We start from the raw sequence: 14,693 nt of genomic DNA on the forward strand, positions 1-14,693 counted from the left end.
TCATCGCGCTGGCTGTCGGCGAGGAACGCCACCGCAAGCTCCAGGCTTCGTCCTTGTCCATCCCCGGGGCCGGGTCCTTCAGCAGCCCTGGCCGGAACGCCGGGGTCGGGAACGCTGGCTGCTGCGCCGAGAGCGCCGCACCGGAGCCCCATCATCGGCGCCCAGAGCGGCAGGTGAGGAGAGGCCGCCCGCGACGACCGGCCGCACAGGGGCCGCCGGCGCCTTCGTGGTGGGGCGGTCGGGGGTGCGGCGGGGCCGTTCGGCGCGGGCCAGGACGGTGGCGTTCGGGTTGAGCGGCGCGCAGGTTTCACAGACCTCCTCGACGCTCCAGACGCGGCGCATGACGGGGTCGTGGCGCAGGATGAGCAGGACGGCGCCGGCGCAGTGGATCTTGGTGTCGGGGTGAGCGCCGCAGCGCTGGGATCCGTAGTGGCACCAGGCGTTGGGGCGGACGGTGGCCGCCTTCGCGTGGGCGGCGGCATGCCGGGCAGCGAACGCGCGCAACGCCGCAAGGTCCTCGGAGCGGGCCGGCATCCGGCATGCCGCGGTGCTGCAGGTGACGGAGGCGGAGGATCGGCCGTGGCCGACGATGCGGACGGTCCAGGCCCGCCCGGGGATCCGCTCGGTAGAGGTTTCGGTGTGCACGGTCGTCACGGCCGCATGCTCCAGAGTGCTGAGTTGATCGGTGATGTGTGGCTCCACTATGTGCTACCCGCTATGGCGTTGGGCAGCAGATTTCGCCCCGCAGTTTCGCGGAATCCAGGCGGTGCGTCGGCATCCTGCTGCGGTGTCCCGGCAGACGGCCGAAGGCGCGGGTCGGCTCTGCACTATCCACGTCACTCGTGGAGGCTCCGGTGAGTGATGTCCGTGGTGTGTGGTGGGATGACGGATCTTGCCGTGGATCTGTTGGGAGGCCAACGTGATGTCTTACCCGTCCCTGACTCGCGCCTTGGGCGAGGCTCTGGTGGATGTCCTGTGTTTCGTCGAAGGCAGCGAGGACGAGCAGATGGACCCGGATGACGCGGTCAGGGCGCTGGAGGGCGTCGCACACCGGGTCACTTCGCTGTCCGATGCTCAACGGCAGGAACTGGTGGAGCTGGTCGGGGAGATGGCAGCCGCCGAGACCGACCCGGCCCGCCGCGCCTTCTTGGAACAGTTCCCGGAAGGTTTCGGACTTGTTGACGATGCGTCCTGAGCTCGGTCAAGTGGCGTTGACCAAGCTTGCTTCGTCAGGTCAACCGTGCTCGTCGAAGGGTTGTGATGGCAGACGGTAGGACGGATGTCGGCGGGGCGCACATCGGCCTGGTGGTGACGGTCATTGCCGTGGTCGGGGTCGCCTGTTTCTCGGGGCCCCGCTGGGCCTTGATCATCGCGGGATGCTTCGCGGCCTGGTTCGTCCTCATGCTGGCACTCCTCCGCACCGCGGAGGAAGGCAGGGAGGCAGCACGCCGGGCGTACGTCCTCACCTTCGGCTGGGGCGACTACGTCACCCCCTGACGGCATCGCGGTGTCGGCGGCCGAGCTGCCGTTGGTGGACAGCCGAGCTGTCCTTCGGCCACTCGCCTCACCGGCTTGGCCTGACCACAGACGGAACCCGGAGTTCAGCGCACCGGTGCTTGAAGGCGTCCCGGTCTCGTAACCCTCACGAGACTCGACCGCCACCGGCAGACGCGCGATGGCCTCGGACAGAGAAAGAGACTCCGCCGCGTGGGCGGGCCCTGACAGTCAGGGGCGGGACGGCGAGCGCAGCGGCAGCCAGGCCGCGCAGCACAGACTTGAGCGTGCGCCGTTCAGAGCGGCCCCTCAGGGGGCGTCATCAGGTGTTCGGCGAGGACGCCGCCCGTGTGGGTGCACTCGTCGTACCGGCGCCGATCATTGAACCCGCCTGGCCGATGAGCCGTCAGTCTGGCCGCTCACGGCCGCGGGGAAGGGCGGGTGGTGTCAGGGCTCGTCCAGCCAGGTCCTCAGCACCACGCCGGTGTCCTCGTCGACCAGGGTGACGGTGGCATCCGGCATCACACCGTACGCGCCGGCCCAGGCGACGAACTTGTTGCGGGCCCCGGCCTCGCTCCCCCACCACGCCGTGCATGGTGGGGAAGCCTGCGGCGGTCAGGGTCAGGTGGTAGCGCTGGTCCGGGCTCGGGCTCATCCCGCCAGACTCCATCCGGCGTGTAGCCCCTCAGGGGGCAGGCCCGCCGCGGCAGCACCCGCACGGAGGTCATCGAGGAAGTCCTCCAGGGCCGAGTGCGGGATCCGGGGGATGGGCCTCACACCGCCGAGTGCTGCGCGGGGCCCATCTGCCGTACCGGAACCGGTCCAGGTCGCGATGGGGGCTGAGCACCGGACGTTACGAACGCGGCAGTAGTGACAAGGAAGCTGATGCCAAGGCTGGGGAACATCTGGGCGACCTGCCGAGGGCCATCACGCCGTGGCGCGCCTCCTTGCTACCCCGGAAGGGCGCGGTGGGGGCAGGAAAGCGGCGGAGCACTGGCTCGCCGATCTTCGCTTCTACGGAGCGGTCCGGCTGGGCGCCTGCATCAGCACCTGCAGCAGGCGAGAGAGCGCATCGAGCAGCGCCAGCAGGTCGCCGCGCTCGGGGTGGGGTGGGCGACGGGTGACCTGACCCGGCGCGCCCGCACCCGCGCTCCCGTGGCCCGACCCGTCGGAGGGCGGAACGGGCCACGGGCGTCGGCTCAGGAGGTGCGGCAGACAGTGCCGTTGAGGGTGAACGTCCTCGGGGCGGGGTTGGCGCCGTCGTTGGCTCCGACGAATCCGAAGGTGGCGGTGGAACCTCCGCGCGGGGCCAGCTCGGCGTTGGTGCCGTTGTCGGTCACATGGACGCGCGTGCCCGAGCTGGTGACGTTCGCGTTCCAGGAGCTCTGCACGGACTGGCCGGCGGACGGCCAGGTGAAGTCCAGGGTCCAGCCGTTGATCGGGGCGTCTCCCACGTTGGAGACCGTGACGGTGGCGACGAACCCACTGCCCCAGCCGCTGTCCAACCGGTAGTTGACCAGGCAGCTGCTGTCGTCCGGAGCCGTGGTGGCGAAGGTCAGCGGCTCGGAGGGGCGCGAGAGGCGGCCGTCGGCGTCCCGGGCGAGGATGTTGACCGTGTGCTCGGAGCCCGGCGGCAGGTTGTGCAGCGTCGCCGAGGTGGAGGTCGAGGTGCCGAGCAACTGGGCGTTGCTGCCCAGGCGTTCGTACACCTCGTAGCGCACCGCCTTGCCGTTCGCTGGGGCCGTCCAGCTCACCGTGGCGCTCGAGCTGCCCACGGCGGTGGTCTTCGGTGCGCCGGGCGCGCCGACCGGGGCCGCGGCGGCGTGCGGGGCGACGGTGATCGTGGTGATCGAGTACGGCGGCAGCACCTGGTCGCCCCCGGCGGTGGCGGCCACCCGGGTGACATCGGTGTCGCCGCGGCCGTAGCGGTGCACGACCGGTGACTGCGTAGTGGGCGTGTATCCGGCATAGCTGATGTCCGCGGTGCGGGAGTTCAGCGGGTCTTTGTTGATCAGCATCACGCTCAGCGTGCCGTCGGCCCGGTGCACGGCGTGCGCGGAGACCTGGTCGCTGTCGGTGGCGGAGGCGACCATCGTGTCACCGGGACGGCCCAGCTTGGTCAGCGACTTGATGCCGTAGTACGGGTGGAACGGCGTGTTCACGGCCGGCTGGCAGACGTCGCCGACGCAGCCGCCGCTGGAGAGCAGGCCGAAGTCGTTGAAGTCGGTGTCGCCGTCCACCGTCTCCACCTTGGTGGGCCCGTTGTGGACGTTCCACCAGTCGACGTTGAAGACGCCGTTCTCCAGCGCCGTCATATAGGTGTCCGCGGCGAACAGGCCGTTGGGGCGGCTGTTCATCTGGACGTTGGAGTTGACCTCGGTGAGTGCGATGCCGATCTTCGACGAGCGTTCCCCGGCGTACTGGTCGATCTGCCGGCGGACCTCGCGGAGCTGTCCGGGCAGCCGGGCGGTCCGGTCCAAGGCCTCGTCGGCGGTGGCGCCGCCCGGGTAGGAGTGCACGATGGCGAAGTCGATCGTCCCGGCGACCGCGGACAGCACCGTGTGGTTCCAGTCGGCCGAGTCACCCGGGCCGACGATGCCGTCCGGCCAGTCGCCCGGGGTGGTCAGCACGGCGCCGATCTTGATCGTCGGGTCGACTGCCTTCATCGCCTCCGCGTAGGCGAGGACGTTGCGGGCGTACTCCCGCGGGCTCTTGTCCGGGTGGTCGTCGGCCTCCCAGCCGCTGCCGTAGTGGCCGTTGCCGTAGATCTCGTTGCCGATCTCCCAGTACTTCGCCCCGTAGCCGCGGGTGACGTTGGCATACCGGACCCAGTCGGCGGCCTCCTGCGGTGTGCCGGTGCCGTAGTTGGCGATGATCATCGGCTGGGAACCGGAGGCGCGGACGCTTCCCATGAACTCGTCGAAGGTGGTGCCGGGAGCCACGTAACCGCCGGGGGCGGTGTGGTCCTTCCAGTGGTAGATGTCGCCGTAGGAGCCGCCTGGGTAGCGCATCACGCCGACGCCCGCGTCGCCCAGCAGGCCGGTCACCTCGGGGTCGTTCATGTGCGAGTCCCAGAGCGCGTGGTTGACGCCGAACGCAGCCTTGTCGATGGTGCCGAGCCCCACCCCCGCGTTGACGGAGACCTCGACGGTCGACGCCTCGTCGGCGGCCGTCGCCGCGGCGGTCCGGCCGGTCGCGGCGGGCGCCGAGGGAGCGGCGGCGAGGGCGGCGACCGTGGCCAGGGCGCAGAAGAGCGCGGCGGCGGGGCGCCTGCCCGCTGTTCTTCCGGCTCTGCGGGGCGGCCGGCCTAACCGGCTGGTGCGAGGGAGGTGTGCGAGCGGCATGACGTGTCCTCCTCGGGCGAGCGCCGCGTCGGCCGGCAGGACGCCCGGTGTGTGATCGGTGGGGTGCCTTCGGCGCGACGCTAGTGGGAGCGCTCCCACGATGATGCGGGGGAGGCATGACTGCGTCAATGGTGCGGACCAGGGCGATCCGATGACCGCCACCCGTGCCGCCGCGGGGCGAGCCGTTCGGCCTCCGCGTTCCACCAGGCAGGCGGAGGCGGGCTGGTGACGCGGGCGTCGGCGGTCCTGGTACAAGCGGGACTGCTGCATGATCGGGTGACAGCGGCGTTTATGCAGCCAGAGCTGCGGGTGGGGTCGTGACGGTCTCGTACTCGACAGAGGCTAATCGGCCCAGGCGCCTCTGGCGCCGGCGTCGGTGGTAGGCCCGTTCGATCCAGGTGACGATCACTGTCCGCAGCTCCTGGCGGGTGGCCCAGGTGCGGCGGTCGAGGACGTTCTTCTGCAGCAGCGCGAAGAAGCTCTCCATGGCGGCTTTGCGCAGCGAATGATCACAGCAGTTCCGCCATCCGGCGGGAGCGTCCCGCCTCACCCCTTGGTGGGGCTCAGCGCCCGGAGAACAGCACCGGGGGCCCGGCGATTTCCGTCCCGGCCCGGACGCCGTGTCGACGGCGGGTGCGGCGTGGCGGGCCCGGCCGCCGCGCAACCGGCCCGAGCGCGCCCTGATCACCGGCCTCGGCCGTACCGCCCATCCCGCCCGTCCGTTAAGAGGTCCTAACAAAGGCGTTGGGCGTGCCGGTAGGTGATCAGGCAGACGGCGAGGCCGAGGAAACCTTCGTGAATGTCGTCGCGTCGTTCCCAGCGGACGCGCAGGCGGCGGAAGCCGTGGAGCCAGGTGATCGTGCGCTCGACGACATAGCGGAAGATGCCCAGGCCAGTGCCGTGCGGCTCGCCTCTCTTCGCGATCACGGGGCGGATCCCTCGCTGCCAGGGCAGGCGGCGGTACTTGTCGTGGTCGTAGCCGCGGTCGGCCAGCAGTGCGTCGGGGCGTCGCCGGGGGCGGCCGACCCGGCCCGCGACGGCGAGAATCTTGTCGAGCAGCGGCTCGAGTTGGGTGACGTCGCCCGCGGTTTCCGCCGGTCAGCGACACCGCGAGAGGGATGCCCTGTCCATCGACGATGAGGTGGTGCTTGCTGCCCGGCCGTGCACGGTCGACCGGGCTCGGCCCACTTTTGGGCCCCGCCGGGCAGCCCGCACGTGCGAGGAGTCGATCACCGCCCGCTCCCAGTCCAGTCGGTCCATCGACCGCAGCTTCTCCAGCAACAGTGCGTGCAGGCGGTCCCAGACGCCGGCCTCGTTCCAAGCCGCAAGGCGCCGCCAGCAGGTCATGCCCGAGCCGAAGCCGAGTTCCTGGGGCAGGTACTCCCACTGGATGCCGGTGTGCAGGACGAAGAGGATCCCGCACAGAGCCTGCCGGTCCGGCACCCGAGGTCTGCCCTCGACCTTCTTCGGTCCCGGCTTCGGCAGCAACGGCTCGACCAGCGACCACAGTTCATCCGACACAATCCACGGTCGCGACTGACGGTTTCCCATGACAAGACATACGAGACAGCAGGCCAACAGTCTCATGATCAGCAGCTTTTGTTAGAGCCAGTGAGGCGTATCGGGCGCACACCCGTAATTGGCCCGTGGCTCACCGTCTCCTCAGCCTGAATCGTCTCAGACTCGTCGACGGGATGTTGTAGCGCGCAGCAGAGGCGGGCTGAGCAGCCATGCCTCCCCAAGGCGGTAGAGAGCGGCCGGGCGCCCGGTGGGAGGCAACCGCTGGTGGCCTGTCGACTGCACGAATCCTGAGGTGTTGAGCACCTTGCGGCGGAAGTTGCTGGGATCCAGGTCCTGTCCCCAGATGACTTGGTACACCGTGCGCAGTTCTGTGAGTGTGAATGTCTCGCCGCAGAAGGCTGTGGCCACAGCGGTGTACTCGAGTTGCCTGCGGACCTCTTCCAGGGCCTCGGTCAGGATTGTCTGATGGTCGAAGGCCAAGCTGAGCGTGCCGTCCTCCAGGCGCGCCGCGGGTGCCCAGAAGGCACGTTCGGCGTCTGTTCCGCCCACGGGGTTGGGCAGGTCTGGCCCCAGTGCGAGGTAAGTGACCGTCACCACTCTGCCCCGCGGATCACGTCCGGGGTCGCCGTAAGTGCCGAGTTGCTCCAGGTGTAGGCGGCTGCCGTCGATGCCGGCTTCTTCTGCCAGCTCGCGCAGAGCCCCGTCGCGCAGGGTTTCGTTCTTCTGTACATATCCTCCGGGCATTGCGGGCTTGCCGAGGAAAGGTTCTAGACCGCGCTCGATCAGGAGCATCATCAGCTGGTCGTCTTTGAGGGTGAAGATCGCGAGGTCCACGGTCAGCCACGAGGGTTCGACCTCGTTCGAGTCTTTCAGCCAGTCATCCACCTGCACCCCTAAAGGTCTCATTGACTTAAACTCTGCCTGCACTTATGGTCGCAGCAACCATAACTGTAGGAGCCGGGGGCAGGACATGACCACTTCCCACGCGCCACCAGCACAGGAGACATCGCTCGAACCCACCACTGCCACCCGCCATCTCTGTGCCGGCGTCTACGTGGACGAACGCTTCCGTGACCTTGTGATCGGCCAGGTCTGCACCGCGCCACACCGCAGGGTCGCCCCTTCCTACGGCTTCGACATCGTCCCCGTCATGCATCACGCATGGCGCGCTGCCGCACTCAGCGCGCTCCCGCGCACCGCGACCCTCGCTGCAGTCGTCGGTCCCGTCCTCACCGGAGCCGTTCCCGCAGCCATCCTCATCGCCAGTGGCTTCGGCCTTCTGCTACTGCTCCGTCTCACCACGCTGCTTCACAGCGTCGATCGCCAGTCAGTTCCGGCCCAGAAGTCCAGAGGTCGCGGCCTGGGGCCATTGCGGGCCCATCGTTTCCTCCTCAGACTTCTCCTCCCGCGCATCACTACGCGCAAGGCATACGCGATCAAACGTGTCACCACGGCCGCGCTGTGGCTGGCCCTGGCCATCCTGGTCGTCGCAATCCTCTATCCACGGCAAGGGCTGACGGCGCTCTTCCTGACCATGGCGGTCACGCTCGTCTACCTCGCCGTCGGAGCCGCACGCCAGCTGATCCTCAACCGCATATTGCGCACACCTTCGCTGCGTCCCGTCCGCCTGTCCGGCCGGCAGCGTGCGGCTGACCGCCAGCAGCACCACATGTGCGCCGTGTACCGCCGCACCCGGCACAGCGACGACGAGGACGACGATTTCACCGCGTTCACGCTCTTCGGTGACCAATCACCGTTCATCGGAGCCGGCGAACTGGTCTACCAGTGGAACCCGCCGATGAGCATCCAACTGCTGCGGCCCGAGACCGACGATGCACCACTGCAAGAGCGCGAGCACCCGGCACCGCCTTTCCAGGCACACGAACTTGTCGAGTACCTACGCGAAGCCGTCCTGCCGCTGAACACTGACAGTCACGACGTCCGTCTGCCGGCACACGTCCGTGACCGCGTCTACGTCGCCGAGACCGATGTCGCCGCAGACCGATCGCTCCTTCCTCACCACTTCACCCGCAGCGAACTGCGCTCCATCATCAACACGCCGGAATCGAAGCAGCACCACTTCCTCGAGGTCACCACACCCGCCGACGGGGCCGAATTCGTCGCCACCGTCCTCCTGCACGTCAGCCTGCAGGGACGAACCTTGAGCCTGTCCACCGCAGCATGCGTGCTCGCACACACACCACGGTCATTCCAGCGCATTGAAGAGTTCGGTCGCCACGGCACCACGGCCGTCATATGGGCAGCCCTCAACGAACTGACCGCACTGCCATCCGACATCCAGCACTCGTGGCGAATCCTCCGTTACCTCTACGCGCTGGCCAAAGCCGCCGTTCTGCCCCGTGACCTCACCACCACGCCGATCCGCAACATCCTCATCGGCAGCCGCGTCAGCATACGAGAAGAATCGTCCCAGGCCTGGAGCAAGGTCCAATTCGAAAAAAGCGACATTCTCGGACGCATGAAAACCATAGAGCAACGTCTCTTGAGCGCCACCAGCGATTTTCTGCAGACCAAAGATGTCGACACGTCCGCTTTCAACGACCGTGCACTCAAGATAATCAACAGCGGAATCTTCAATTTCGGCGACAACAACAGCTTCACCAACAACGCCGTAGGCGACGCGGCTCAGGTCAGCGTCTCCGCGAATCAGCCCGCACAGCCCGACAACGGAGCAACCCCATGACCAACAACCAAGGCATCACCAGCCACGGCAACAACAACCACTTCAGCAACATCGCGATCGGAGCGAACGCTCAAACGTCCACGACCGCACCCCCGCACTGCGCCGAGCCCGCCACCGAAGCGGACGCCCCATGGGACCTCGGAATCGTCACCATCCTCAGCGAAGAACTCCGCTCCGTGATCGACGCGTTAAAACTGCACCGGCACAAGAAGCCAAGCGGCCTCTACTTCTACCAGGGCCAGCACACCGTCCCCGGCGCCACCTTGCGCATCGTGGCCACACAGACGCAGAGCCAGGGCCAGCGATCCACCATGGCCGCCCTGGAAAACCTCCGACGCCACTACAGCCCCCGTCTGTGGGCCCTCGTCGGCGTCGGAGGCGGCATCCACGACGAGCACGCCCGTATCGGCAACGTCATCGTCTCCACCGACGTCGTCTACTACGAGAGCCGCAAGATCAACCCTCGGGGAGACACCCGCCGCCGCGGAGAACATCGACAAGCTCCCGCGCAAGTCGTTCACGCCGTGAACGCCTACTTCACCGACCACGGGACGCCGGCAGGCATCAACGGTCAAATGACCGCACATGCCAACGACCAGTACGAGGTATACCCCGGAGTCATAGGGTCCGGCGAAGCCGTCATCGCCGACCGGTCCAGTGACGTGCGGACCTACCTAACCACCTACCACGAAAAAGTCCTCGCAGTGGACATGGAAGCCGGCGGGCTCAGCCAGTACTGGCAGGAGAACTCAGTGCACGGCACAGCGAACCCCGGCTGGATCGTCATCCGCGGCGTATCTGACAACGCCGACGAAGAAAAGGGCCACGGCCATCACGAGCTCGCCGCCAGGAATGCCGCCCATGTTCTGAGCCGACTGCTCCCCTACCTCTGCTGACCCGGCCCGAGCGCCGCAGGCACAGCCCAAGGAGACAACTTCTACCACCGGAGCCTCGGCATGAACGCCTTCCTGCTCGGGATACTCAGCTCCCTCGTCACCAGTGCCCTCCTGCTCGCCCTCAGCCTCCTGCGCGCCTCACGCCCCCTGTGGTGGCTCACCGCCGCCTGCTCCTGGTTCACCGGCACAGGACTCCGCCGCGTCTACCGCCGCCAATCCGCAGCAGAGCAGAACATGACCAGCGACCTCGCACGCGCCCGCTGGATCAAAGTCATGGCAGGACGCGGCAACATACTCACCCGCGAAGCCTTCGCCTCACTCTGGTCAGGCGACTTCTCCCCCGCGTCCGTCCAGATCCTGCTGCCCGACCCGGACACACCGCACGACTCCTGGCTCGACCGTCGCTCGCACGATGTTTCCCGCTTCGACCCGGGCTTCACCCCGGACCTGCTCAGAAGCCAGGTGCGCGCCAACATCGACTACCTCACCGAAGCCGCCCGCACACAGCGCAACATCCAGCTGCACAGCTACAACCTCCCCCACACCTGCCGCGTTGTCGCCACCGACAAAGCCGCCTACCTCACCTTCTACAGCGACAACGCTCACGGCAGAAACTCACCCTGCCTCTACGCACGGGCCCCCGGTCTCCTCTACACCATCGCCCTCCAGCAGTTCGACACAGCATGGGCGAACAGCACAGAAACTCGCACCACACCACAGCACTGACGCCGGTTGACCGTACAGCGTCGCCCCGCCTCCTGCCCGTCAGGACAGGCAGCCATCGTCGGCAATCGGAGGCCACTGCCCGCTTCATGCCGCCCTCGCGGCGACCTGCTGGAAGCTACGTGCTGTGAGCACTCCTGGCCACCGCTTTCCGGATCGGCCAGGGCTGGGGCGGCCGCGCGATGCAGCGGGCTGCTCAGCGTTCGCCAGGGGCAGGCCGGCAATATAGCTGCCCCGGCCTTCCACGTCCCTGCTGGCCGCCTGGTGAGCTTTCACCAAGGCCTCGGTGTGGGTAGGCACCTCGTCGAAATATGACGACCGCCCACCATGGGCGCCCAGCCGATCGGGCATCAGCAGATCACGGGGCTGTCAAAAGAGCGGTGTAACTGGGGTTGTTGAGGGTTATTGGCGTGCTGCGGAGAGGCGGCCGTCGAAGGTGATATCGAAGGCGTTCAGGGCGGTCTTCCAGCGCATGGTCCAGCGGGCCTGGCCCTTGCCGGTCGGGTCCAGCGACATGATCGCCATGTAGACGCACTTCAAGGCGGCCTGCTCATTCAGGAAGTGCCCGCGAGCCTTGACCGCCCGCCGAATCCGGGCGTTCACCGACTCGATGGCGTTCGTCGTGCAGACGATGCGGCGGATCTCGGTGTCGAACCGGAGGAACGGAGTGAACTCCTCCCAGGCGTTCTCCCAGAGCCGGACGATCGCCGGGTACTTTTTGCCCCACGCGTCGGCGAACTCCGCGAACCGCTCAAGTGCGGCTTCCTCGGTCGCCGCGGTATAGACGGGCTTGAGGAGCTTGGCGATCTTGTCCCAGTCCTGGCGGGCGGCATAGCGGAAGGAGCTCCGCAGCAGGTGCACCACGCAGGTCTGCACGATTGTCCTCGGCCAGACAGTCTCCACCGCGTCGGGAAGCCCCTTCAGCCCGTCGCAGACCAGCATGAGGACGTCGTTCACGCCGCGGTTCTTGATCTCGGTGAGGATGTGCATCCAGTGCTTGGCACCCTCGCCGCCGTCGCCGGCCCACAAGCCCCAGAATGTCCCGCCGGCCCTCGACCGTGACCGCGAGGGCCACGTAGATCGGCCGGTTCGCGACCGCGCCGTCGCGGATCTTCACGTGGATCGCGTCGATGAAGATCACTGGATAGACGGCGTCCAGGGGCCGGTTCTGCCACTCGGCCATGCCCTCGAGGACCTTGTCGGTGATCGTGGAGATCGTCTGGCGCGACACGTCGGCGCCATAGACCTCGGACAGGTGAGCCTGGACCTCGCCGGTCGTCAACCCCTTCGCGGCAGGGAGATGACCATCTCGTCGACGCCCGACAGACGCTTCTGCCGCTTCTTGACGATCTTCGGTTCGAAGGAGCCCTCGCGGTCACGGGGCACGGCTGTCTCCACCGGGCCGACATCGGTCAGCACGGTCTTGCCACGGGTTCCGTTGCGGCTGTTGCCGCCGTTCTTCCCCGCCGGGTCGTGCTTGTCATAGCCGAGGTGGTCGGTGATCTCGCCCTCCAGGGCGGACTCCAGGAGCCGCTTGGTCAGCTGCTGGAGCAGCCCGCCCTCGCCGGTCAGCTGCAGGCCCTCGGCCTGAGCGCGGCCGACCAACTCGTCGATGAGCTGGTCGTCCACCTTCTTCGCCGGCTGCGGCTCAGCGGCCTTGACGGACTCGGCCTCGGTCACGTTGTCGCTGGTCATCGATGCATCTTCCTTGATCAGGAGTTACACCGATCGTTTTACAGTCCCGCAGCCGGTGCGCGGGCTCGTCCCGGACGTGGCGCAGCCGGTTGCAGCGGTCCAGCGGATCACCCACGGCGGTGCCGTACAGGGCGCGGATCTCACTCGCGTAGCGCAGGCGTACGCACGTGTCGAAGGCCCGCAGCATGCCCAGTGGTGGATGAGGTGATCGCCAAGGCCGCGTGGTGGGGCATCGGATCGGGGCGGGAGAGCTGGGCTCCTGCATCGCCGCGCCGGAGATGGGGGGTATGCAAGTGTTCCCTTGGGATGGGCGACTTCGGTCGGTCGCGCACTCCGTTCCCGTAGGGGCGGGCGCTCGGGGCACGTACACTCGCCTTATGGGGCATACACATACGGCGGCGGAGGGGTCGGTCCGAGCCCTTCAACCGCTGGGTCCCGTCGCGCCCCGTGCGCGCTGCCGTGCGCTGCACGGTCACGGCTAGCAACTTTCCCGACGGGCCCGCGCATCCGGTTCTCCCGCTTCCCTCGTCCCGCCATGCCCAGGCGCCGGCAGGCAGCACCTCAACGGCGGACCCGGCGCGCCGCGGCCTCCTTCTGAGTCTTCGCCGAAGGGTTCCGCGGGCTCCCGCACCGTGCATCCCTGAACCGCACTTCCCCTGCGCCCGCGCCCCTGGCGTGCCGCCGGTATCGCTTCCCGCGACCCGGCGGGCCGGCCGCATCCTGAGAGGACCCCTGTGAAGCTGAGCGAGTTGCTGGCCGGGCACGATCACGAACTACTTCTGGGCGATCCGGGGACGAGAGTCACCGCGGGAGCATGCTTGGATGCCCACCGCGTCTCGCCTGGTTCGCTCTTCCTCGCGGTGCCCGGGCACCGCGAGGGCGGCCCCGAGGCCGTCGGTTCCGCGCTGGCGCGGGGCGCCGTCGCGGTACTCGTCGAGGAGCCCGCGGCCGGTCTTCCCGCAGCGGTATGGCCGTCGGCACAAGGCGCCTGCGTCGTGCGGGTGGCCGACACCCGTAAGGCCGCAGCGCTGATCACCTCGCGCTACTACGGGGAGCCCGGCCGGGCGATGGACATGGTGGCCGTCACCGGCACCAACGGCAAGACGTCCGTCTCGTACATGGTGGAGTCCGTGCTGCGGATCGCCGAGGGCGAGAAGGTGGGTGTGATCGGGACGGGCGGGAACCGGATCGGGGACGAGCTGATCCCGATGCCGCGCTCGGTGCTGACCACTCCGGAGTCACCTGACTTCCAGTATCTGCTGGGACACATGCGCGATCACGAGGCGGGCACCGTGGTCCTGGAGGCCACCTCGATGGGCCTGCTGAACCACCGGATCGACCACTCCTTCATCGACGTGGGCATCTTCACCAACCTCACCCAGGACCACTTGGACGACCACGGCACGATGGAGCACTACCGGGACGCCAAACTCCGGCTCTTCGACGGACTCTGCCGGCGCGCGGTGGTCAACGCGGACGACCCGGTCGGCGCGCTGGTTCCGGCGATGATGCCGGGTCTGGTCCGTACGTACGCCCTGGACTCCGAAGCCGACTACCGGGCGACCGACCTGGACATGGATGCCTTCGGCACGCGGTTCACGCTCCACCACGAGGGGCGCAAGTATCCGGCCGCGATCCCCGTCCCCGGCAGGTTCTCGGTTTCCAACGCCCTGGCCGCCCTGGCCGCATGCCATCTGCTGGGCCATGACTTGACCGGTCTGGTGGCGGCGCTCGACCGGATGCCCCCGGTCCCCGGGCGGCTGGAACGGCTCGAGACCCCGCAGGGCGCTTCCGTGATCGTGGACTACGCGCACTCGCCCGACTCCTTGGACAAGGTGCTCGCCGCCATCAGGGACTTCGCCGCTGCACGCGTCATCACGGTCTTCGGCTGCGGAGGAGACCGGGACGTCACCAAGCGGACCCAGATGGGCGAGATCGCCGGGACCCACTCCGATCTGTGCGTGCTCACATCGGACAACCCCCGTGACGAGGACCCCGAGGCGATCATGGACCAGATCGCTCCGGGACTCACGGCCACCGGCACCCCCTTCGAGCGGATCGCCGACCGCCGCGACGCCATCGCCTTCGCCCTGTCCGCCGCCGGGCCGGCCGACATCGTGCTGGTCGCGGGGAAGGGCAGTGAGCCGTACCAGATCGTCGGCGACCAGCTGATCCCGTTCAGCGATATGGCGACGGTGCGCGAGCTGTCAGCCGTACGGGACTAGCCTCGAAGTTTCGTGATGGGCCGCCGACGGAGTCGGTGGCCCGTTTTCGTGCCGTGAGCTGAGGGTGGGCAGGCCGAGGGCCCGAGCGTCG

The 14,693-nt window shown here is 68.0% G+C and carries 9 protein-coding genes and 3 pseudogenes; 6 read left to right on the plus strand and 6 right to left on the minus strand.

Annotated elements, in window-relative coordinates; translation table 11 throughout:
* Positions 1-78 precede the first annotated feature (78 nt).
* A complete protein-coding gene (locus ACH4NX_RS37925; protein WP_398129190.1) occupies positions 79-654 on the minus strand; it encodes a hypothetical protein in 576 nt (191 codons plus the stop codon).
* A 295-nt stretch (positions 655-949) separates the two neighbouring features.
* Here ACH4NX_RS37925 and ACH4NX_RS37930 point away from each other — a divergent pair, with 295 nt between their 5' ends.
* Together ACH4NX_RS37930 and ACH4NX_RS37935 are read left to right on the plus strand one after the other, a co-directional pair.
* Positions 950-1,195 carry a hypothetical protein gene (locus tag ACH4NX_RS37930; protein ID WP_398129189.1) on the plus strand — a complete coding sequence of 82 codons (246 nt, stop codon included), beginning with the start codon at positions 950-952 and terminating at the stop codon, positions 1,193-1,195.
* A gap of 65 nt (positions 1,196-1,260) precedes the next feature.
* Entirely contained in the window at positions 1,261-1,497 is a 237-nt protein-coding gene (locus ACH4NX_RS37935) for a hypothetical protein (protein WP_351401630.1), read from the plus strand.
* Between the two features lie 1,196 nt (positions 1,498-2,693).
* Here ACH4NX_RS37935 and ACH4NX_RS37940 read toward each other — a convergent pair.
* The 4 genes and pseudogenes from ACH4NX_RS37940 to ACH4NX_RS37955 all read right to left on the minus strand — a co-directional run bounded on the left by ACH4NX_RS37940 (position 2,694) and on the right by ACH4NX_RS37955 (position 7,244).
* Positions 2,694-4,838, minus strand: coding sequence for a cellulose binding domain-containing protein (locus ACH4NX_RS37940; RefSeq protein WP_398129188.1), 2,145 nt, complete (start codon positions 4,836-4,838; stop codon positions 2,694-2,696).
* A gap of 289 nt (positions 4,839-5,127) precedes the next feature.
* A pseudogene (locus ACH4NX_RS37945) lies at positions 5,128-5,331 on the minus strand (IS3 family transposase); the annotation flags it as partial.
* A 239-nt stretch (positions 5,332-5,570) separates the two neighbouring features.
* Positions 5,571-6,389 (minus strand): annotated as a pseudogene (locus tag ACH4NX_RS37950) (IS5 family transposase).
* Positions 6,390-6,515: 126 nt separating this feature from the next.
* On the minus strand, positions 6,516-7,244 hold the full coding sequence (locus tag ACH4NX_RS37955) for an NrtR DNA-binding winged helix domain-containing protein (RefSeq protein ID WP_351402542.1): 729 nt from the start codon (positions 7,242-7,244) through the stop codon (positions 6,516-6,518).
* 85 nt (positions 7,245-7,329) lie between these two features.
* Between ACH4NX_RS37955 and ACH4NX_RS37960 the strand changes: the two genes are divergently transcribed.
* From ACH4NX_RS37960 to ACH4NX_RS37970, 3 genes are read left to right on the plus strand one after another with little or no spacing between them, the layout of a single operon-like run.
* Entirely contained in the window at positions 7,330-9,063 is a 1,734-nt protein-coding gene (locus tag ACH4NX_RS37960) for a hypothetical protein (protein WP_351402540.1), read from the plus strand.
* Complete coding sequence (locus tag ACH4NX_RS37965; protein WP_351402538.1) at positions 9,060-9,959, plus strand: hypothetical protein; 900 nt, start codon at positions 9,060-9,062, stop codon at positions 9,957-9,959. The genes ACH4NX_RS37960 and ACH4NX_RS37965 overlap by 4 nt, the downstream gene beginning before the upstream one ends.
* 60 nt (positions 9,960-10,019) lie before the next feature.
* Positions 10,020-10,685 (plus strand): hypothetical protein, encoded by a 666-nt coding sequence (locus tag ACH4NX_RS37970; protein WP_351402536.1) that lies wholly within the window; start codon positions 10,020-10,022, stop codon positions 10,683-10,685.
* A 399-nt stretch (positions 10,686-11,084) separates the two neighbouring features.
* Here ACH4NX_RS37970 and ACH4NX_RS37975 read toward each other — a convergent pair.
* Positions 11,085-12,377, minus strand: a pseudogene (locus tag ACH4NX_RS37975) (IS256 family transposase).
* A 734-nt stretch (positions 12,378-13,111) separates the two neighbouring features.
* Between ACH4NX_RS37975 and ACH4NX_RS37980 the strand changes: the two are divergent.
* On the plus strand, positions 13,112-14,602 hold the full coding sequence (locus ACH4NX_RS37980) for a UDP-N-acetylmuramoyl-L-alanyl-D-glutamate--2,6-diaminopimelate ligase (protein WP_351402564.1): 1,491 nt from the start codon (positions 13,112-13,114) through the stop codon (positions 14,600-14,602).
* Positions 14,603-14,693: the final 91 nt, after the last annotated feature.

Origin of the sequence: Streptomyces sp. NPDC017225 (assembly GCF_044331465.1) — a bacterium.
GTDB lineage: Bacteria > Actinomycetota > Actinomycetes > Streptomycetales > Streptomycetaceae > Streptomyces.